At 71.6% G+C, this 19,094-nt stretch carries 19 protein-coding genes; 10 read left to right on the forward strand and 9 right to left on the reverse strand.

Annotated elements, in window-relative coordinates; translation table 11 throughout:
- Positions 1–65: 65 nt before the first annotated feature.
- Positions 66–935, forward strand: coding sequence for an Fpg/Nei family DNA glycosylase (locus SMA5143A_RS06175; RefSeq protein WP_107461915.1), 870 nt, complete (start codon positions 66–68; stop codon positions 933–935).
- Positions 936–1,051: 116 nt separating this feature from the next.
- On the opposite strand, the gene SMA5143A_RS06180 is transcribed toward SMA5143A_RS06175, so the two are convergent.
- From SMA5143A_RS06180 to SMA5143A_RS06195, 4 genes are all read right to left on the reverse strand, one after another.
- Positions 1,052–1,711, reverse strand: coding sequence for a hypothetical protein (locus SMA5143A_RS06180; RefSeq protein ID WP_107461916.1), 660 nt, complete (start codon positions 1,709–1,711; stop codon positions 1,052–1,054).
- A gap of 229 nt (positions 1,712–1,940) precedes the next feature.
- Entirely contained in the window at positions 1,941–2,456 is a 516-nt protein-coding gene (locus SMA5143A_RS06185) for a hypothetical protein (protein WP_107461917.1), read from the reverse strand.
- A 147-nt stretch (positions 2,457–2,603) separates the two neighbouring features.
- Positions 2,604–3,149 carry a sigma-70 family RNA polymerase sigma factor gene (locus tag SMA5143A_RS06190; protein ID WP_055522338.1) on the reverse strand — a complete coding sequence of 182 codons (546 nt, stop codon included), beginning with the start codon at positions 3,147–3,149 and terminating at the stop codon, positions 2,604–2,606.
- A gap of 512 nt (positions 3,150–3,661) precedes the next feature.
- Positions 3,662–4,123, reverse strand: a complete 462-nt coding sequence (locus SMA5143A_RS06195) for a universal stress protein (protein ID WP_107461918.1) — start codon at positions 4,121–4,123, stop codon at positions 3,662–3,664.
- Positions 4,124–4,317: 194 nt separating this feature from the next.
- Between SMA5143A_RS06195 and SMA5143A_RS06200 the strand changes: the two genes are divergently transcribed.
- On the forward strand, positions 4,318–5,172 hold the full coding sequence (locus SMA5143A_RS06200) for a polysaccharide deacetylase family protein (protein WP_107461919.1): 855 nt from the start codon (positions 4,318–4,320) through the stop codon (positions 5,170–5,172).
- A gap of 52 nt (positions 5,173–5,224) precedes the next feature.
- Here SMA5143A_RS06200 and SMA5143A_RS06205 read toward each other — a convergent pair whose 3' ends face one another.
- Positions 5,225–5,896, reverse strand: a complete 672-nt coding sequence (locus SMA5143A_RS06205) for a class F sortase (protein ID WP_107461920.1) — start codon at positions 5,894–5,896, stop codon at positions 5,225–5,227.
- 333 nt (positions 5,897–6,229) lie between these two features.
- Here SMA5143A_RS06205 and SMA5143A_RS06210 point away from each other — a divergent pair, with 333 nt between their 5' ends.
- Positions 6,230–6,721, forward strand: coding sequence for a hypothetical protein (locus tag SMA5143A_RS06210; RefSeq protein ID WP_107461921.1), 492 nt, complete (start codon positions 6,230–6,232; stop codon positions 6,719–6,721).
- A 177-nt stretch (positions 6,722–6,898) separates the two neighbouring features.
- Here the strand turns inward: SMA5143A_RS06210 and SMA5143A_RS06215 are convergent, their stop codons facing one another.
- The 3 genes from SMA5143A_RS06215 to SMA5143A_RS42920 all read right to left on the reverse strand — a co-directional run bounded on the left by SMA5143A_RS06215 (position 6,899) and on the right by SMA5143A_RS42920 (position 9,023).
- A complete protein-coding gene (locus SMA5143A_RS06215; RefSeq protein WP_107461922.1) occupies positions 6,899–7,402 on the reverse strand; it encodes a hypothetical protein in 504 nt (167 codons plus the stop codon).
- 234 nt (positions 7,403–7,636) lie between these two features.
- Positions 7,637–8,401 (reverse strand): bestrophin-like domain, encoded by a 765-nt coding sequence (locus tag SMA5143A_RS06220; protein WP_107461923.1) that lies wholly within the window; start codon positions 8,399–8,401, stop codon positions 7,637–7,639.
- Between the two features lie 16 nt (positions 8,402–8,417).
- Entirely contained in the window at positions 8,418–9,023 is a 606-nt protein-coding gene (locus tag SMA5143A_RS42920; protein ID WP_258193434.1) for a hypothetical protein, read from the reverse strand.
- A gap of 272 nt (positions 9,024–9,295) precedes the next feature.
- On the opposite strand from SMA5143A_RS42920, the gene SMA5143A_RS06230 reads away from it, so the two are divergent.
- The 3 genes from SMA5143A_RS06230 to SMA5143A_RS06240 all read left to right on the forward strand — a co-directional run bounded on the left by SMA5143A_RS06230 (position 9,296) and on the right by SMA5143A_RS06240 (position 13,531).
- Complete coding sequence (locus SMA5143A_RS06230) at positions 9,296–10,291, forward strand: SCO0930 family lipoprotein (protein WP_107461925.1); 996 nt, start codon at positions 9,296–9,298, stop codon at positions 10,289–10,291.
- A gap of 295 nt (positions 10,292–10,586) precedes the next feature.
- Positions 10,587–11,399: an SAM-dependent methyltransferase gene (locus tag SMA5143A_RS06235; RefSeq protein ID WP_107461926.1), complete on the forward strand. Its 813-nt coding sequence runs from the start codon at positions 10,587–10,589 to the stop codon at positions 11,397–11,399.
- The gene (locus SMA5143A_RS06240; protein WP_107461927.1) at positions 11,396–13,531 is read left to right on the forward strand and encodes a putative bifunctional diguanylate cyclase/phosphodiesterase; all 2,136 of its coding nucleotides are present in this window, start codon (positions 11,396–11,398) and stop codon (positions 13,529–13,531) included. Before SMA5143A_RS06235 ends, SMA5143A_RS06240 begins: the two co-directional genes overlap by 4 nt.
- Before the next feature lie 133 nt (positions 13,532–13,664).
- On the opposite strand, the gene SMA5143A_RS06245 is transcribed toward SMA5143A_RS06240, so the two are convergent.
- The gene (locus SMA5143A_RS06245; RefSeq protein WP_107461928.1) at positions 13,665–14,549 is read right to left on the reverse strand and encodes a LysR family transcriptional regulator; all 885 of its coding nucleotides are present in this window, start codon (positions 14,547–14,549) and stop codon (positions 13,665–13,667) included.
- 94 nt (positions 14,550–14,643) lie between these two features.
- Here SMA5143A_RS06245 and SMA5143A_RS06250 point away from each other — a divergent pair, with 94 nt between their 5' ends.
- The 4 genes from SMA5143A_RS06250 (at position 14,644) to SMA5143A_RS06265 (ending at position 19,092) form a co-directional block, all read left to right on the forward strand.
- The gene (locus SMA5143A_RS06250; protein ID WP_107461929.1) at positions 14,644–15,351 is read left to right on the forward strand and encodes a succinate dehydrogenase; all 708 of its coding nucleotides are present in this window, start codon (positions 14,644–14,646) and stop codon (positions 15,349–15,351) included.
- 2 nt (positions 15,352–15,353) lie between these two features.
- The gene (locus SMA5143A_RS06255; protein ID WP_107461947.1) at positions 15,354–17,312 is read left to right on the forward strand and encodes a fumarate reductase/succinate dehydrogenase flavoprotein subunit; all 1,959 of its coding nucleotides are present in this window, start codon (positions 15,354–15,356) and stop codon (positions 17,310–17,312) included.
- A complete protein-coding gene (locus SMA5143A_RS06260; protein WP_107461930.1) occupies positions 17,309–18,058 on the forward strand; it encodes a succinate dehydrogenase/fumarate reductase iron-sulfur subunit in 750 nt (249 codons plus the stop codon). The genes SMA5143A_RS06255 and SMA5143A_RS06260 overlap by 4 nt, the downstream gene beginning before the upstream one ends.
- 251 nt (positions 18,059–18,309) lie before the next feature.
- The gene (locus tag SMA5143A_RS06265) at positions 18,310–19,092 is read left to right on the forward strand and encodes a GNAT family N-acetyltransferase (RefSeq protein ID WP_107461931.1); all 783 of its coding nucleotides are present in this window, start codon (positions 18,310–18,312) and stop codon (positions 19,090–19,092) included.
- Positions 19,093–19,094 lie beyond the last annotated feature (2 nt).

Below are 19,094 nucleotides of genomic sequence, written 5' to 3' on the forward strand. Positions count from 1 at the left end.
ATACGAACGCGCGCCCCCGAGCCACTGGGCGCCCGCCGAAGCGCCGCAGGCATACGCTGGGTGGCATGCCGGAACTGCCCGAGGTCGACGCCCTGCGGGACTTCCTGGTCGGCGCTCTCGTCGGCCACGAGGTCGTCCGCGTGCTGCCCGCGGCGATCAGCGTGCTGAAGACGTACGACCCCCCGCTCACCGCCCTGGAGGGGCGGCAGGTCACGGCGGTGGGGCGGTACGGGAAGTTCCTGGACGTGGAGACGGACGGCGGGGAGCTGCACCTCGTGACCCATCTCGCCCGCGCCGGCTGGCTCCAGTGGCGGGACCGACTCCCCGACGGCCCGCCCCGCCCGGGTGGCAAGAGCCCGCTCGCGCTGCGTGTCGCGCTGGAGACCGGCGAGGGCTTCGACCTGACGGAGGCCGGCACGCAGAAGCGGCTCGCCGTGTACGTCGTGCGGGATCCGCTGAGCGTCCCCGGTGTCGCCCGGCTCGGCCCGGACCCCCTCGCCGACGACTTCGACGCGGCCCGCCTCGCGGAGCTGCTCGCGGGGGAGCGCCGCCAGATCAAGGGCGCCCTCAGGGACCAGAGTCTGATCGCGGGCATCGGCAACGCGTACAGCGACGAGATCCTGCACGCCGCCAGGATGTCCCCCTTCAAGCTGGCGTCGTCACTGAAGCCGGAGGAGGTCCGCGCGCTCCACGAGGCGCTGCGCACCACCCTCACGGAGGCCGTCGAGCGCTCACGCGGCCTGGCCGCCGGGAGGCTGAAGGCGGAGAAGAAGAGCGGACTGCGGGTGCACGGCCGGACCGGTGAACCCTGCCCGGTGTGCGGGGACACCGTCCGCGAGGTGTCCTTCAGCGACTCGTCGCTGCAGTACTGCCCGACCTGTCAGACCGGGGGCAAGCCGCTCGCCGACCGACGGATGTCGCGACTGCTGAAATAGCGCGGCGGCGGTCCGGGAGCGTCCCCGAACCGGCCCCGAATCGGCCCCGTCCATGATCCGCAACCATTGAAGGTACGGACCAGGCGCGGGCCCGGCGGCCGGGCCCGGCGGGCGGCTCAGCGCCAGGCCGGGGCCTTCAGGGTGACCAGGAGTTCACCCTCCTGGCTGCGTACCTCGAAGTGGCTGATGTCCTCGCGCTGCATCGAGGTGCCGCCCTGCATCTCGGAGGGGCGGTCCGCGCCCTCGGGGGACTTCCAGTTGGCGGCGGTCTCCTGCGACCCGTCCTTGCCGATCACGATCAGCCGACAGGCGTGGGCGCCCTCGGACTCCTTGACCTTCAGCTGGATGTCGCTGCCCCAGACCCGGTCCTCGGCCCTGACCTCGGCCCACACCCCCGACTCGGGGTCGGTGGCCGCGACCTTGTCCGGAGGGGCGCCCGGACCTGCGAGAACGGCGACGGCGGGGCCGCCGACGGCGATGATCACGGAGGCGGCGACCGCGAACAGCCAGCGCCTGCGACGTGCACGATGGCGGGCCGCCACCTCGTCGAGCAGCCGTCCGAGCAACTGCGGGCCGGGCGCCGCGAAGGGGTGCACGGCGCGCGGTGTCGCGTTCCGGTACAGCATCAGCTGCCGGGCGGCGGGACGGAACTCGGTGACCTGTACCGCGCACTGGGGGCAGCCGCGGACATGGTCCTCGAAGTGGAAGGACTCCACCTCGTCGAGCACGCCCAGCGAGTACGCGCCGACGTCGTGATGACGATCCTGGGACCACATGGCAATTCCTCGGGCCGGTGTGCGGTGGGGGTTGCTTCCTGCCCCCACCGGTACGGACCAGACCCGAGAATCACTCAAGCCCCGCGACCAATGCCAACCAAAAGATTCGGAGCCGTGATCTCGGCGGATTGGTCGCCGACCGAGAAAACTTCCCCACCGCTGCCCGAACCGGCAGTTCACCGCACCGACACACCCCGGTCACGCGGAGTGTCGGCGGGGGCGGCCGTCCTCAGAAGAGATGGATCGCCAGATGCCCGAGCGGCAGACCGAGCCGCCACGCCGGTGTCCAGACCTTGGGACCGTCGTCCTCGCCGAGCACCGCCCCGCCGCCCGGCACCGCGTCCAGGTCGGGCGCGAGCAGCTCGGTCTCCTCCAGCCACCGCCAGGCCGCCGCCGCCAGTTCCAGGTCCGGCGCGGGGCCGCCCGTCTCCAGCGCCTCGGCGGTGAGGTGGGCCATGCGCTCGCCCACCCAGTCCTGCCACGGCTGGTCGTACGCCGTCAGCGACAGCCAGGTCTCCAGCTGGGTGACGACCCGGATGCCGGAGAGCTCACCGCCGGAGTCCGCGAGGAAGATGGTCAGCGCCAGGGCGTCGCGCCCCGCACGGAACTCGAAGGACGTCGGCGGCATGAGGTCGCCGGTCCGCAGCAGTTCCTCGGCGATGTACTCGGCGTAGAACCACGCCATGGGGACGGTCAGTTCGCCGCCGCCGGCGCCGTCCGTACTCTCTTGACCTCTGTGCAGCATCCCTTCCTGCCTTCCTCCGGTACGTGCGCGTCGCCCGACACCGGGCCCCGGGGCAGGGCCCCATCCGGAACACGGATGAGGACAGCTGATTGCTCAACAGCGGTCCTCAGCAAGGCGCTTTACGGAGGTTTGACTCGGCCATGGGTTTCACCGCAGGTCGGCCGCGTATCCCGGAAGCACCCGGCGCAGGGCGCGCAGTGCGTAGTAAGCGCGCGACTTCACCGTACCGGGCGGGATCCCCAGGGCTTCGGCGGCTTCCGCCACACTCGCCCCCTGGAAATACACCTGCACCAGTACTTCCCGGTGTTCCGGAGTGAGTGTCTTCACAGCTTCGCGCACATCGAGGGTGGCGACGGACCGCTCGGCGTGGTCAGCCATCACTCGGGCGTTCTCCAGCACCGCGTCCCCCACCTCCGCCGGACGCGCCTGCCGGGCCCGCCGCGCGTCGATGGCGAGGCGCCGGCCGACGGTGAGCAGCCAGGGGCGCACGGAGTCGAAGTCGTCGGCGCGCAGCGCCTCCGGGTGCTGCCACGCGCGTACGAAGGTCTCCTGTACGAGGTCCTCGGCGCGATGGCGGTCCCCGTCGGAGAGCCGCAGCAGCAGGGCGAAGAGCGGGCGTCCGTGTTCACGCTGGATCTCGGCCAGTTCGTGTTCGGCGGTCGTCCCGTTGGTGATCGTGGTTCCGGCCGTCATGGGCGTATGGGAACGCGGGCGGCTCCCCGGGGACAGGGGCCGGTCACGGGTGTGCGGCGGGCGGTCGAAGCTGTCGACGAACGGTGCGACGAACGGTCTGTCGGCAGGTCGGAGGCACTGCCTCCGGCCTCCGCACCGCTCCCCGGCCCCGCCCCGCGAAGCCCGGACCCGTGCGAGGGGCGGCTCGATGTCGGCGTCCCGCCCGGGGGATCGGCTCAGGACGGGCCGCAAAGGGCGCGTCGGGGCGTGGGGCGGCACGCGCGGGCCGGAGGCACCACCGAACTCTGCCGCGGGCCGCAGCGGCCCCGCACGGCTCCGCGCCCGACACGGCTACGCCGCCGGTACACGGGCAGCGCGGTCCACAGGCTCCCGCGGCACTTGGGGCACGCGGTACTCAGGGCCCTCAGCAATCGGGGCCCTCAGCAATCGGGGCCCGCAGCACTCGGGCCGCGCGGAGCAAGGCCCCCGACCGCTCGGCGCGGCTCCGCGTGACTCTCGCGTCGTCGGTCGGGTTACGGGACCACCGTCACCGGCCAGCGGCCCGCCTTCACGAGGCGGATCGCGACCGAGCCGACGATGCGGTGGCCGGCCTGTTCGGAGGCGCCCACCACGACCGCGTCCGCCTTGAGGTCGTCCGCCGCCCTGACCAGCCCGTTGTACGGGTCGCCGCGAAACGTGTGGAACTCCCAGCGGGTCTCGAAGACGCCCTTCACCTGCTCGGCGGCCTCACGGATCTGCGCGACGAGGCTCTCGGCGATCTCGTCGGTCGTCCCGGCCACCGGCACCCCGAGTGCCGCGCCGGCCGCCATCACCGGCTGCACGTAGACGATCGCCAGCAGCGCCCGCTGCCGCCGGGCGAGGCCCGCCGCGTAGGCCACGGCGCGCAGGGAGGAGTCGGAGCCGTCCAGTCCGACGAGGACGACCTTCGGCCCGTCGGTACCCCGTTCGAACTGGTGCGCTTGCTGATCCGTCACGCTGGTGAGGCTATCCGAGAGCCCTCGCACCGGCGTGCGCCGGTGGTCGCGGAGCGCGGCGGCGCGAGGGGCGGGGGCAGAGGTGCACGGACGGGCGCCCGGGGGGCGCGAAAACTACTCCCATCGGGTGTTTCCATGCCGCCGCTCCGGTGTCGTGGTGGTGCGCCGTTCCCGACTTGGTCGACTCATGAGTCATGACGAAGGATCAGATGTTCACGCGCCGCCGCCTCCTGCTCGGCGGTGCCGCCCTGCTCGGAGCGGCCGGTGTCGCGGGCACGACCGCGCTGCTCACCGGCGAGGGGAGCCCCGGCCCGGCCCGGGGCGCCGCCACGGCCGCCGGTCCCGGCGCCCGTCCCGCGTTCAAGCCCTCCACGTACCGGTTGCAGCCCATCGCCGGATACGGCGCACCACCGCCCCGGCGGCGCACCCTCGTCCCCGCCACCGTCCGCAGCCGACCGTACCTGCGGGTGGACGGACGCGGCCGGACCATGGTGCTGACCTTCGACGACGGCCCGGACCCGCGCTACACCCCTGACATCCTGCGTATCCTCCGCAAGCACGACGTCCGCGCGATGTTCTTCGTGTGCGGCGAGATGGTGGACCGGCACAAGGACCTGCTGCGCGAGATGGCGGACGACGGGCACGCCGTCGGCAACCACACCTGGTCGCACCCCATGCTGCCCAACCTCTCCCGGTCCAGGATCCACGCCGAGATGTCCCGCACCAGCGAGATCATCGACAAGGCCTACGGCGAACCCCCGCTGTGGTTCCGCGCACCCTACGGCGCCTGGAACCGCGCCACCTTCGAGTTCGGCGCCGAACTCGGCATGGAGCCCCTGGCGTGGACCGTGGACACCCTCGACTGGAGGGCCCCGGCGGCGGCCACCATCGCGGACCGCGTGGAGAAGGGCGCGGCACCCGGTGTCGTCGTGCTCTCCCACGACGCGGGCGGCGACCGCTCGCAGAGCGTCCGGGCACTGCGCGCATACCTGCCCGAACTGCTCGACTCGGGATATCGGATCACGGTGCCGCAGCGGAGATACGCGTAGCACCGGAAAAGCGAATCGGCTCCGGGCCTTCGCCCGCCCGGTCGGGGAACGCTCAGCGAACCTCGACCAGGCGGGCGAACACGACGACGTTCCCGTCGTAGCCGTTCTGCTTGGAGAAACCGCCCCCACAGGTGATGACCCGCAACTCGGGAATTCCGCTGTTGCCGTATACGCGGTCACCGGGGAAGTTGTTCTTCGCGAAGACCTCGATGCCGTAGATCTCGAACACCGCGGTTTTCGCGTCACCGCGCTGCACCTCGACGCGGCTGCCCTTCTTCAGCGCCCCGAGACCGTAGAACACGGCGGGCCCCTGATTGTTGTCGACATGGCCGACGACGACGGCGGTGCCCTTCTCGCCGGGGGAGACCGCGCCGGTGAACCAGCCGGCGAGGTTCGGGTCCTCGGCGGGCGGCGCGTCGACCCAGCCCTGGGCGTCCAGCCCGACGGGCACGATCGGCGCGTCGACCTGGATCGACGGGATCCGCACCCGCTCGACCATGGCGTACGGCAGGGGATCGGGCACATTGGTGAAGGTGCCGTGGGGGATGCCGCGGCTGTCGGCGGCGGCCGCCTGGGCGGGCTGCGGCGGTCCCACGTCGAATTCCCCCGAACCGTTCCGGATGAGAGCGAGACCGGTCAGCAGAACCAGCGCTATCACGCCCCACGGCGCGCGCTTTCTCCGCCGCTCCTCCTCTTCGGCCTCGGCCGGCTGGGACCAAGCCATTCTCCATCCCCTCTCGACACGGCCGTCGCCGCGTCAGTCGCGCATAGGGAAACGCTAAGCGCGCCGCACCAGGACGGCGACGGGTCAGGTACGAACGGGTGGCGGTGAGCCGGGGGCCCTCGGCCATCCGAGTCGCCGCCCCCAGGAAATTTCTGACGGTCCGTGACCTGCGGCGATATCCGGCGACGCGGAATTATCACGGCCTGTCCGCTCACCAGGACGGACCAGCCCCGAAATGCGGCCCTGTGCACGGCATCTGAGGGTCTATTCGGGAGGCGCTTTCTCGCCGATCGACCGGGGACGGGTCCCGGGGCGTCTTCCGCGGAGGATCACATGCGTACTACTCGTGCCCTGGCGGCTTCGGCCGTCGCGGTCAGCCTGGTCGGCCTCGCCGCACCGACGGCCGCCGCCTGGGACCAGCCCACCTCGGTCACGGCCGCCCCCCAGGTCATCGCCCGGGGCGGACAGCTCGTCCTCACCGTCAGCGGCGGCGACGCGTGCGCGACGCCCAACAGCACCATCAGCTCGAACGCGTTCCCCACCACCAACCTCAGGTCCGTCGACGGGCGGACCGCCACGGCGACGGTGCGCGTCAACACCAACGCGAACCCCGGCGCGTACAGCGTCACCACCAACTGCGAGGGCCAGCGACGGACGTTCAACGACGTCTTCACCGTCATCGGCGGCGTCCGCGGCGGTCTCGGCGGCAGCAGCTCCACCGGGGCCACGCCGACCGACATCGCGATCGGCGGCGGGCTGGTGGCCGCCGCGGCCATCGGCGGCGGCGTCTTCTGGATGCGCCGTCGCTCGGAGAACAAGATCTGAGGGCACCACGGCACAGGCCCAGGCAGAGGCCAGGCCCAGGCCCAGGCCCAGGAACAGGATCTGTCGCTCACCCCCTTCGGAGCACGGATCGCACGCCGTTCAGCCCTTCGCCCCGGACCCGCTACGGGATACCGGGGCGAAAGGCCGAACGGCGTCCGCCGTCAGGTTCGTCCGCCGTCAGACGTGGCTGCCGTCCTCGGAGCGACGGCGCGACCAGCGCCACGCGATGCCCAGGGTCCCCGCGACGAGCGCGGCGCCGAGACCGATCTCCCCCAGGTCCAGGCCGGCGGCGGTGCCGCTCCCGGCGTGGGAACCGTGCGAGGGGCGGTGGCTCGGGCGCGCGGCGGCGATGGTCAGCTCCGTCTGGCCGCTTTCGTCGCCGCACTGGAACGAGACCTCGTACACCGCTCCGTGCCTGGCGTCCCAGTCGACGGTGGCCCTCGCCGACGAGCGTCCCCTCGGGATGGTGACCGTGTCGAACACGGCCGAGGACACGGTCGTCCGGGAACGGCAGCCGTCCACGCGGAGCGTGACCTCACCACCGGGGGCGACGGTCGAGGGCACGACGCTGAAGCCGAACGACGTGATGTCGCCGGCTGGTGCCGCGTACGCGGCGGGAGCGGTGAGGGAAAGGGCGGTCACGCCCAGCAGAACGGCCGAAGCGACGCGTATCGCGCGCATGATGAGCCTCCGGGGTCCCGAGGAGCCTGCTGCGGACCTTTTCCGCCTGCGCCTGACATGCACCTCGATGAGCGAAACGCTAGGAAGGCGCGCCCGGGGCCGCGATCGCAGTCGCGCGAATGGGGCAAGCGTGTGCTCCGTACAGGGGACGTCCGCCGCATCCGTACGGATGGCCGGGGGACGGGCGCGTGGGGCGTCCGTCCCCCGGCCGCCGGGGGTCCTACCGGCCTGCCGTCAGCTCTTGATGTCCGGGAAGAGCGCCATGAAGGGCTCGGCCGTGGCGGTCAATCCGCGGCCGTAGGGCGAGTCGAAGTCCCAGATCAGGAACAGCAGGAAGGCGATGAGGGCGGAGAACAGGCCGGCGAGGATCAGTTCGCGTGCCGTCCGCCGGATCTGCAGGGCGAAGACCATGCCGACGGTCACGACGGCCCCGGCGATCAGCCCGAACCACACCACCCCCGGCATCGTCTCGCCGGTGGAGTCCGCGCGGGAGTTGCGTGCCGCGTCGGCCGCCGCCATCTGGTCGAGCAGCGGCTGGTACGCCTGCGCCTCGAAGTCGTTCGCCGGCTCGTAGTCGGTGACGTCCCGGCGGACGGTGTCGAGCAGCGCGTCGCCCCGCTCGGTCATCTCGCCCTTCGTCGACATCGACTTCCACTCGGTGGACACCACATGGCCGACATACGCGTCGATGTCGTCCCGGATCCGGTCGCGCACCCCGGCCGGGTACACCCGCACCCGTTCGTGGATCTCGTGCAGCGCCTGCGCCTCCGCCTGCACATGGTCCTGGGCGACGCTGCGGGCCTCCCAGACACCGGCGATGGCCAGACCCAGGACGATCGCGTACACCACGCCGATCATCATGGTGATGTACTCGATCACGTCCGGGGTCTCGGACGGGTCCTCGTCCGCCGGTGCGGCGTGATGCCGTACGACGGCCACGATGAGGACGACGAGACACGCCGCCCCCATCGCGAGGGTGAGAACAAGCCATTCCGACAAGAGGTTCCTCCTGGGGTCAGCGCGGGCGCAGCGCGGCGACGGCGAACACCGCGGGCGCGGTGATGAGCAGGGCGAGGGAGACGAGGGACGGCCCCGAACGCTTGGTCCGCGGCCGGGCCGTCGCCTTGTAGGGCGGGTAGTGCACCGGGCTCGGCGACACCTCGGGCGTGGGGCTCGGTGAAGGCTTCGGCGGGGGCGGAAGGGGCGGAGGGGGCGCGGGCCGGGGCGCCCTGGTGACCGGCGGTGGTGGTGGCGGCTCCCGCCGGGGCACCGGCGGGGGCGGGGGTGTGGGCCGTGGGGTGGGCGCCGGATCGAGGCTCGGTTCGGGCCGGGGCTTCGGCGGCTTCGGCTGCGGCGGGGGCGTCGGGGTGGGCGTCGGAGTCGGCGGGCACCAGGGTGTCGGGGTGGGCGTGGGGGACGGGGTGGTCGCCGGAGCCGGCTCGCAGGGGCCGGTGCCCGCGACCGCCACGGCGACGGCCCCGCCGCCCGGGCCCGTCGAGGCGTACGCGCAGGCGTCGGCGACCGCCGTGCCGCTCGGCGCTCCGGTCAGGAGCCAGGTCAGTGCGAGCAGGGCCGACAGCCGTAGGGCGAGAGCGGAACGGGTCCGCGGGGGTCCTTGCACGTCGGAGATCATCCGTGTCCCGCGCGCCCGCGTACGCGGGAGCCCTACAGGTTGCTCCAAAGGAGGGAAAATCGGGCCACGAAGGTTTGACCGGGGAGGTGCTCGCTGACCGTCTTTTCGATGCTTTCGCAGGCCGCGCCGGGGTCGTCTGCGCGGAGTTTCGAAAGAAATCCGCGTTCCGTTGAACACTTCGGCCACCCCCGCCCGTACCTAGGGCCAGCGAGCGGCGCAGTAGGGCGCTGCAACCACCCAAAGATTGACGGGGAGTTGGAATGAACACCTCCTGGCGGAGCGCCGCACTCGTAGCCTCAGCTGCGGCTGTGCTGGCGCTGACGACGGCGTGCGGTCAGGAACAGGGCTCCACGTCCTCGCAGAACGTGGGTGCCGCTTCCACCCCCACGCTCGGCGCCGGCACCATCGCCGGGGCGGCCGGCACCGCAGGGGCCGGCGCGGCCGGGACCGACACGTCGGACCAGGCCCAGTCGACCACGGCGGCGTCCGCGGGCCAGCTGACCGTGTGGAACAGCGACGAGTACGGCAAGGTCCTCACGGACAGCACCGGTCGCACCCTGTACCGCTTCGACAAGGACTCCTTCGAGCCGCCGAAGACGACCTGTGAGGGCGAGTGCGCCGCCACCTGGCCGCCGGTCCCGGCCGCCGGCGCCACGGCCGCCGAAGGTGTCGACCAGGCGCTGCTCGGTGAGATCACCCGCCCCGACGGCACCAAGCAGCTGACCGTCGCCGGCTGGCCGCAGTACTACTTCGCCAAGGACACCAAGGCCGGTGACATCAAGGGCCAGGGCCTCAAGGGCGCCTGGTTCGCCTCAGCCCCCAACGGCAAGAAGGCCTCCACCAAGGGCGGCGGCGGTGCCGGTGCCGCGGGCGACGCCGGTGGCGAGGCGGTCGGGCAGGCCGGTCTGACCACCCGCAACGACCCCAAGCTCGGCGAGGTCGTCGTCGACAAGAACGGCATGACGGTCTACCGCTTCCTCAAGGACAAGCAGTGGCCGATGTCGAGCAAGTGCACCGGCGCCTGCCTCGACAAGTGGCCCGTCGTCGCCCCGGTCGAGAAGAACGATACCAAGGGCATCCTGCTGAAGGGCTACACGGTCTTCGACCGGCCCGACGGCATCAAGCAGCAGACCATCAACTGCATCCCGCTCTACACCTTCGCCGGTGACAAGGCCCCGGGTGACACCAAGGGTCAGGGTGTGGGCGGCACCTGGTTCGCCATCAACGGCGACGGAGAGCCGATCGGCGCGCAGTAACGAGATCACCTTCCCCACGCACCACATCAGCGCGGCCGATCAGGACCCGCCCCCTCCGTACCGCACATCGGAGGGGGCGGGTCGCTTGGCGTGCCCGTACACGCGGTCGCGGACAACCGGCGGCGCTCGGGCGTGAACAGGCATGGTCGGGGCGGCGATTGGGCATGTGCCCACGGCGGCGACGTTGAACGGACGGTCAATTTCCGTTTTTGCTCGCTCCTTTGGCGGACGATCAGTAGCCTCTGCTCGAACACCGGATCGCCTACGCCGCCCCCGACGCGTTGGAGTCACAGATATGGAGCGTCCCGCCTGGGCTCCACGGAGCATCGACATCTCGATGCCGTCCGTGGCCCGCATGTACGACTACTACCTGGGCGGTTCGCACAACTTCGAGGTCGACCGGGAAGCGGCCCGCAGGGCCATGGAGTTCGTGCCGGGCCTGCCCAAGATCATGCAGGCGAACCGCGCCTTCATGCGCCGCGCCGTGCGGCACGCGGCCCGAGCGGGCATCACCCAGTTCCTGGACATCGGATCCGGGATCCCCTCCTTCGGAAACGTGCACGAAGTGGCGAGGGAGGCCGCCCCCGGCGCGCGCGTCGTCTACGTCGACCACGACCCGGTCGCCGTAGCACACACCCAGGCCGTTCTGGAGGGCGCCGACGACGCGGACGTGGTCGCGGCCGATCTGCGCAAGCCCCGGGATGTCCTCACGAGCCCCCAGGTCGAGCGGCTGATCGACCTGAACCGGCCAGTGGCCCTGCTCCTGGTTGCCATACTGCACTTCGTGGAGGACACGGACGACCCGTACGGAGCGGTGGCCGAGTTGCGCGACGCGCTCGCGCCCGGCTCCGTGCTCGTCGTCTCGCACGCCTCCCACGAGGGGATCCCGCTTCCCCGGGAACGGGTCGAGGGCGCGGTGGACGTGTACAAGGACATCCGCAATCCGCTGATCATGCGCTCGCGCGACGAGGTCGCGCGGTTCTTCGAGGGGTACGACATGGTGGAACCCGGACTGGTGCCGATGGCGAAGTGGCGGCCCGACACGGCTCCCGAGGACGAGGATCCGTACGCCTTCTCCGGGTTCGCCGGCGTGGGGACGAAAGCGTGAGCGCGGAACCGGACGGGCCGGAGGACAGACTGCGCCGGTTCGCGACGATCTGGAGCCGCGCGGTCTTCCCCGCCACCTCCACGTCGCTGACCCGCCCCGAGTTCGAGGAACTGCTCCTGCCGCTCGCCCGGCGCCTGAGCGAGGCGCTGCGGGCCAGGACGTACGACGCCGCGGAGGGCAGGGCCGTCGGTGCCGCCCTCGTCGAGGCGCACTGCACCGAACCCGAGGCCCTCAGCCGGGCCCTCGACTGCGTCGACGCCTATCTGGTGCTCTACTGCGGCGGCGACGGCCACCAGGAGGATCTGCGTGCCCGCGCCGCGCGGTTGCAGTCGGCGATGGCCGCCGGGTACGCCGAGGCGCTGCGGCAGCGGACCCTGGCCGAGCAGGAGGCGATCGCCCGCGCGGCCCTGGAGGCGCAGGGCGCCGTCGCCCGGGCGCTGCACGCCACCGAGGCCCGCTTCCGCGCGGTGTTCGAGGGCGCCGCGATAGGCATCGGCATCGCCGACCTCGACGGCAACATCCTCCAGGTCAACGGCGCGCTGCTGCGCATGTTCGGTGTCACCGAGCAGACGATGCTCGCGCGTTGCGTCACCGAGTGGACGCACCCCGAGGACGCGCCGCAGGTGTGGCGCCTCTACGAGGAACTGGTGCGGGCCGAACGCGAGCACTACCACACCGAGAAGGCGTTCTACCGGCCCGACGGAACGGTCCTGTGGACCAATCTGACGGTCTCCCTGCTGCGCGACGCGGACGGCAACCCGCAGTACCAGTTGGCGCTGATGGAGGACACCACCGAGCGCCGTCTGCTCAATCTCCGCCTCCGCTACGAGGCCACACACGACGCGCTCACCGGACTGCCCAACCGCACCCTGTTCTTCGAGCGCCTGGAGAAGGCCCTCGCGGCGGGCGACGGCCAGCGGTTCGGCCTGTGCTACCTCGACCTGGACGGCTTCAAGGCCATCAACGACAGCCTCGGTCACGCGGCCGGCGACCGGCTGCTCGTCGAGGTCGCCGACCGGCTCCAGTCCTGCGCGACCGCCCCCGGTGAGATGGTCGCCCGGCTCGGCGGCGACGAGTTCGTGGCGCTGACCACCGGCCCCGACACGGAGAGCGAGGTCGACGACCTCGCCGACCGCATCATGAACGCGCTGGTCACGCCCGTCCGTATCGACGGCCGGGAACTCCTCGTGCGCGGCAGCATCGGCATCGTCGAGGGCCCGGCGGGCGAGCGCGGCCCGGCGGAGGTACTGCGCAGCGCCGACATCACGATGTACCGGGCCAAGTCGGCGGGCGGCAACCGCTACGAGGTCGCCGACGCCGAGGCCGACGCCCGCGCCATCACCCGGCACGGGCTCACCACGGCGCTGCCCGCCGCCCTCGACCGGGGTGAGTTCTTCATCGAGTACCAGCCGCTCGTCCATCTAGGCGACGGCACCGTGCGCGGCGCGGAGGCGCTGGTCCGCTGGCTGCATCCGCAGCACGGCGTGCTCGGCCCCGACCGCTTCATCCCGCTCGCCGAGCGCACCGGCCTGATCGTGCCGCTCGGCCGCTGGGTGCTGGAGCAGTCGGTGCGCCAGGCCCGCGAATGGCAGCGACGGCACGGCGCCACGGGCCCGCTGCGCGTCAACGTGAACCTGTCGCCGTGCCAGCTCACGCATCCCGGGCTGGTGCAGGACACCGTGGAGATCCTGGAGCGCGCCGGACTCGAACCGGACGCCCTGTGCCTGGAGGTGACCGAGTCCGCCCTGATCGGCGCCGACGACGATCTGCTCAAACCGCTGCGCAGGCTCTCCGAGATGGGCGTCGACATCGCCCTCGACGACTTCGGCACCGGCTACTCCAACCTCGCCAACCTGCGGCGGCTGCCGGTCCGGGTCCTGAAGCTGGACCGGTCCTTCACCCAGGGCATGCAGCAGTTCCCGGCGGACCCCGTCGACCTGAAGATCGTCGAGGGCATCGTCTCCCTCGCCCACAGCCTCGACCTCGCGGTCACGGTCGAGGGCGTCGAGACGGGCGCGCAGGCCGAGCAACTGCGGATACTCGGCTGCGACACCGCCCAGGGCTGGTACTACGCCCGCCCGGGCCCACCGGAACGCCTGCACGAGCTGGCACTGATGGACGCGACGGGTTAGGAGGGACTTGTCCGGGCGCCGGGTAGTGCCGCGCCCTTCAGGGGCGCGGGGAACTGCGCGACAAGCCACAGCGCACCCGCAGACCCGAACGGCGCTCATGTCCTACGGCGCGACCGGGAACAGCAGCCCACGCTCACCGCTCCACCATCATCCGCTGCAACTCCCTCGCGGCCCGGGGCGGAGCCACATCGCTGCGGTGGGCCAGGGCGATGGTGCGGTGCAGGCCGGGGCGGGCCAGGGGGGTGACCCGTAGGCCACGGCCCGCGCCGGTCGCCACCATGCGCGGGACCACGGCCACCCCCAGCCCCGCCCGGACGAACCCCAGTACCGCGTCCATCTCACCGCCCTCCACCGCGAAATCCGGCTCGAACCCGGCGGAGCGGCACGCGGCCACGGTCAGTTCCCGCAGGTCGTAGCCGTGCCGGAACATCACGAGCCGCTCGCCCTCGAGATCGGCGACCCGGATGGTGCGCCGTCCCTCGCCGGGCCGGGGCGCGTCCGGTGAGGACACCACCACCAGGTCCTCGCGCAGCAGCTCCACCGTGGTCAGCGCGGGGGACGGCGTCGGCAGGGGCAGGACGACCAGGGCCAGGTCGAGAGCGCCGCGCGCGAGCAGCCGTACGAGGTCGTGGGAGCCGCCCTCCTCGATCAGCAGCCGGATGCCGGGGTAGCGGTCGTGGAAGGCCCGCAGCACCTCGGGCAGCAGGCCGGTGCACAGGCTCGGGGTCGCGCCCAGCCGTACCCGGCCCCGGCGCAGCTGGACCAGCTCCTGCACCTCCAGCCGGGCCGTGTCCGTGTCGGCCAGGATGCGGCGGGCCAGCGGCAGCAGGGCCTCACCGGCGTCGGTGAGCGTGATGTTGCCGCGCGCCCGCAGGAACAGATCGGCGCCCAACTCCCGTTCCAGCGCCTTGATCTGCTGCGACAGCGAGGGCTGGGCGACATGGACCAGCTCGGCGGCGCGGGTGAAGTGCCGGGTCTCGGCGACCGCCACGAAGTACTGGAGCTGCTGGAACTGCACCCCTCCACGATACGGGACGATAGCTTCCGGCTATCGAATCGAGCCGCATCATGTCTTGGACCGATGAGGGGTGCCGGTCCTAGCGTCTTGTCCCATGGCTCTGGCAACGCGGACGGACCGAAAACCGTCCATGGCACGCACGGTGTGGGACAGCTCCGTCGGCAAGAAGACGGTGATGGCCGTCAGCGGTCTGATCATGCTGGCGTACCTGGTCGTCCACATGCTGGGCAACCTCAAGATCTTCTTCGGCTCGGCCGAGTTCAACGGGTACGCGCACTGGCTGCGCACCCTCGGCGAGCCCTTCCTCCACCACGAATGGGCGCTGTGGATCGTCCGCGTGGTCCTCGTCGCCGCGGTCGTCGCCCACGCCACGGCCGCCTACCAGCTCAGCCGCCGGGACCTCAGGGCCCGGCCCACCAAGTACGTGCACAGCAAGCGCCGGGCGAGCTACGCGACCCGCACCATGCGGTGGGGCGGCGTCATCCTCGGACTGTTCATCGTCTGGCACATCCTCGACCTGACGACCGGCACCGTCCACCCGAACGGCTTCCAGTCCGGCCACCCGTACCAGAACGTGATCGACACCTTCTCCACCTGGTACGGCAACGTCATCTACCTCGTCGCGATGCTCGCCCTCGGCCTGCACGTCCGGCACGGCTTCTGGAGCGCCGCGCAGACCCTCGGCGCCGGCAGCCGCACCCGTGACCGGGCCCTGAAGGCCACCGCGAACGTCCTCGCGCTGGTGCTGACCCTGGGCTTCGTCTCCGTACCCGTCGCCGTCATGACCGGAGTGGTGAGCTGATGATGAGTACGTCCTCCGCGTACACGGACTACACGACCGGGGACCCGGTCGTCGACACCAGGGCGCCCGAGGGGCCGATCGCCGAGCGCTGGGACAAGCGCCGCTTCGAGGCCAGGCTGGTCAACCCCGCCAACCGCCGCAAGCACACCGTCATCGTCGTCGGTACCGGGCTCGCCGGCGGCTCCGCCGGGGCCACACTCGCCGAACAGGGCTACCACGTCGTCCAGTTCTGCTACCAGGACTCCCCGCGCCGCGCCCACTCGATCGCCGCCCAGGGCGGCATCAACGCAGCGAAGAACTACCGCAACGACGGCGACTCCGTCCACCGGCTGTTCTACGACACCGTCAAGGGCGGCGACTTCCGGGCCCGCGAGTCCAACGTCCACCGGCTCGCACAGATCTCCGTGGAGATCATCGACCAGTGCGTCGCCCAGGGCGTGCCGTTCGCCCGCGAGTACGGCGGTCTGCTCGACACCCGCTCCTTCGGCGGCGTCCAGGTCTCCCGCACCTTCTACGCCCGCGGCCAGACGGGCCAGCAACTGCTGCTCGGCGCCTACCAGGCCCTCAGCCGGCAGATCGCCGCCGGGAACGTCGAGATGCACCCGCGCACCGAGATGCTCGACCTGATCGTCGTCGACGGGCGCGCCCGCGGCATCGTGGCGCGGGATCTCATCACCGGGAAGATCGACACCTACTTCGCGGACGCCGTCGTCCTCGCGTCCGGCGGCTACGGCAACGTCTTCTACCTGTCGACCAACGCCATGAACTCCAACGCGACCGCCGTCTGGCGGGCGCACCGGCGCGGCGCGCTGTTCGCCAACCCGTGCTTCACCCAGATCCACCCCACCTGCATCCCGCGCACCGGCGACCACCAGTCCAAGCTGACGCTGATGAGCGAGTCGCTGCGCAACGACGGCCGCATCTGGGTGCCGAAGGCGAAGGGCGACCGGCGGCCCCCGCACGAGATCCCCGAGGACGAGCGCGACTACTACCTGGAGCGGATCTACCCCTCGTTCGGCAACCTGGTGCCCCGCGACATCGCCTCCCGCGCCGCCAAGAACGTCTGCGACGAGGGCCGGGGCGTCGGACCCGGCGGCCAGGGCGTCTACCTCGACTTCGCCGACGCCATCGAACGAATGGGCAGGGCGGCCGTCGAGGCCAAGTACGGCAACCTCTTCGACATGTACCAGCGGATCACCGACGAGGATCCGTACCGGGTCCCCATGCGGATCTACCCGGCCGTGCACTACACGATGGGCGGACTGTGGGTCGACTACGACCTCCAGACCAGCGTCCCCGGCCTGTTCGCGATCGGCGAGGCCAACTTCTCCGACCACGGGGCCAACCGGCTCGGCGCCTCCGCGCTGATGCAGGGCCTCGCCGACGGGTACTTCGTCCTCCCGGCGACGATCAACGACTACCTCGCCCGTCACCCCCGCCAGGACGAGGTCGGCCCCGAACACCCCGTCGTACAGGAGGTCCTCGCCGAGACCGAGGACCGGCTGCACCTGCTGCTGGCCGTCGACGGCGACCGGACGCCCGACTCCTTCCACCGCGAACTCGGCGAGCTGATGTGGGAGTTCTGCGGCATGGCCCGCACCGAGAGCGGCCTGCGCAAGGCGCTGGAGCGGATCCCGCAGATCCGCGACGAGTTCTGGCGGCGGATCAAGGTCCCGGGGACCGGCGAGGAGTTCAACCAGTCCCTGGAGAAGGCCAACCGGATCGTCGACTACCTGGAGCTCGCCGAGCTGATGTGCCTCGACGCGCTGCACCGCGCCGAGTCGTGCGGCGGGCACTTCCGCGAGGAGTCCCAGACCCCGGACGGCGAGGCGGAACGCAAGGACGACACCTTCTCGTACGCGGCCGCCTGGGAGTTCACGGGCACCGGCACCGCCCCCGTCCTGCACAAGGAAGACCTCGTCTTCGAGTACGTCCACCCCACCCAGCGGAGCTACGCATGAAGCTCACCCTGCGCGTCTGGCGACAGCGCGCCGCCGACACCGAAGGCGCCATGTCCACGTACGAGGTGGACGACATCTCGCCCGACATGTCCTTCCTGGAGATGCTCGACACCCTCAACGAGGACCTCATCCTGCGCGGTGAGGAGCCGGTGGCGTTCGACCACGACTGCCGGGAGGGCATCTGCGGGGCGTGTTCGCTGGTCATCAACGGGGACGCGCACGGGCCCGAGCGGACGACCACCTGCCAGCTGCACATGCGGTCCTTCGCGGACGGCGACACGATCGACGTGGAGCCGTGGCGCGCCTCGGCGTTCCCGGTGATCAAGGACCTCGTCGTGGACCGGTCCGCGTTCGACCGGATCATCCAGGCCGGCGGCTACATCACCGCCCCCACCGGATCCGCGCCGGAGGCCCACGCCACGGCCGTGCCGAAGCCCGACGCGGACCTCGCCTTCGAACACGCCGAGTGCATCGGCTGCGGGGCCTGCGTGGCCGCCTGCCCCAACGGGGCGGCGATGCTGTTCACCTCCGCCAAGGTCAACCATCTGAACGTGTTGCCGCAGGGCGCGCCCGAGCGGGAGACCCGCGTCCTCGACATGGTGGCCCGGATGGACGAGGAGGGCTTCGGCGGCTGCACCCTCGCCGGCGAGTGCGCCACCGCCTGCCCCAAGGGCATCCCCCTGGTCTCCATCACGAACATGAACAAGGAGTGGCTGCGCGCCACGCGGAAGGCCGGGAAGCGGTAGCGGGACACGGAAACGTTCGCCGACAGGTGCGGACGGGCGGGGCCGGGAGTGGTGCTCATCCCCGGCCCCGTCTGGTTTCCCGGGGGGCGTCCCGGTCCGCCGTCCCGGTTCGTTCAGCGAGCGCACATCCGCGCTCCCGCCCTCGGTCACGCGTCGGCCAGACGACGTCGGGAGAACAGGTACGAGCGCGCCGCACCCGACCGGCCCGCTCGTCCGCCCAGGCCGAACCGGCCCGTGACCTGGAGTGAGCCATGACCGCCGTACCCGCTCTGGACACCCCGCCCCTGCCCTCCCCGTCAGCGGTCCCCACCCGTTACACCGTCGGTCTCGCCCGCGACGAGGCCGACGTACGCGCCGCGCAGCGCCTGCGGCACGACGTGTTCGCCGGCGAGATGGGCGCCCTGCTGACCGGCCCGCAGCCGGGTCTCGACATCGACGCCTTCGACGCCTACTGCGACCACCTGCTCGTCCGGGAGACCCTCACCGGGCAGGTCGTCGGCACCTACCGGCTGCTGCCGCCCGAGCGCGCCGCTGTCGCCGGACGGCTGTACTCGGAGGGCGAGTTCGACCTCGGCCGCATCGACGCGATCCGCCCGAACCTCGTCGAGGTCGGCCGCTCCTGCGTGCACCCCGACCACCGGGACGGCGCCGTCATCGGCCTCATCTGGGCCGGCATCGCCCGCTACATGCTCGACCACGGCCACGAGTGGCTCGCCGGCTGCTGCTCCGTCCCCCTCGCCGACGGCGGTGCCCTCGCCACCGCCACCTGGGACCGGGTGAAGGACAGGTACCTGGCGCCGGAGGAGTACCGCGTCCGGCCGCTGCTGCCGTGGGTCCCCAAGGCCGAGGCCCCCGCCGAGCGCGTCGACCTGCCCCCGCTGCTGCGCGGCTATCTGCGGCTCGGCGCCTGGGTGTGCGGCGAGCCCGCGCACGACCCCGACTTCGGCGTCGCCGACCTGTACGTCCTGCTGCCGATGCGCCGCGTCAACGCCCGCTACCTGCGGCACTTCCTCTCCCTCGTCCCGGCGGCCTGACG

This window comes from Streptomyces sp. MA5143a (assembly GCF_900290235.1).
Taxonomy (GTDB): Bacteria; Actinomycetota; Actinomycetes; order Streptomycetales; family Streptomycetaceae; genus Streptomyces.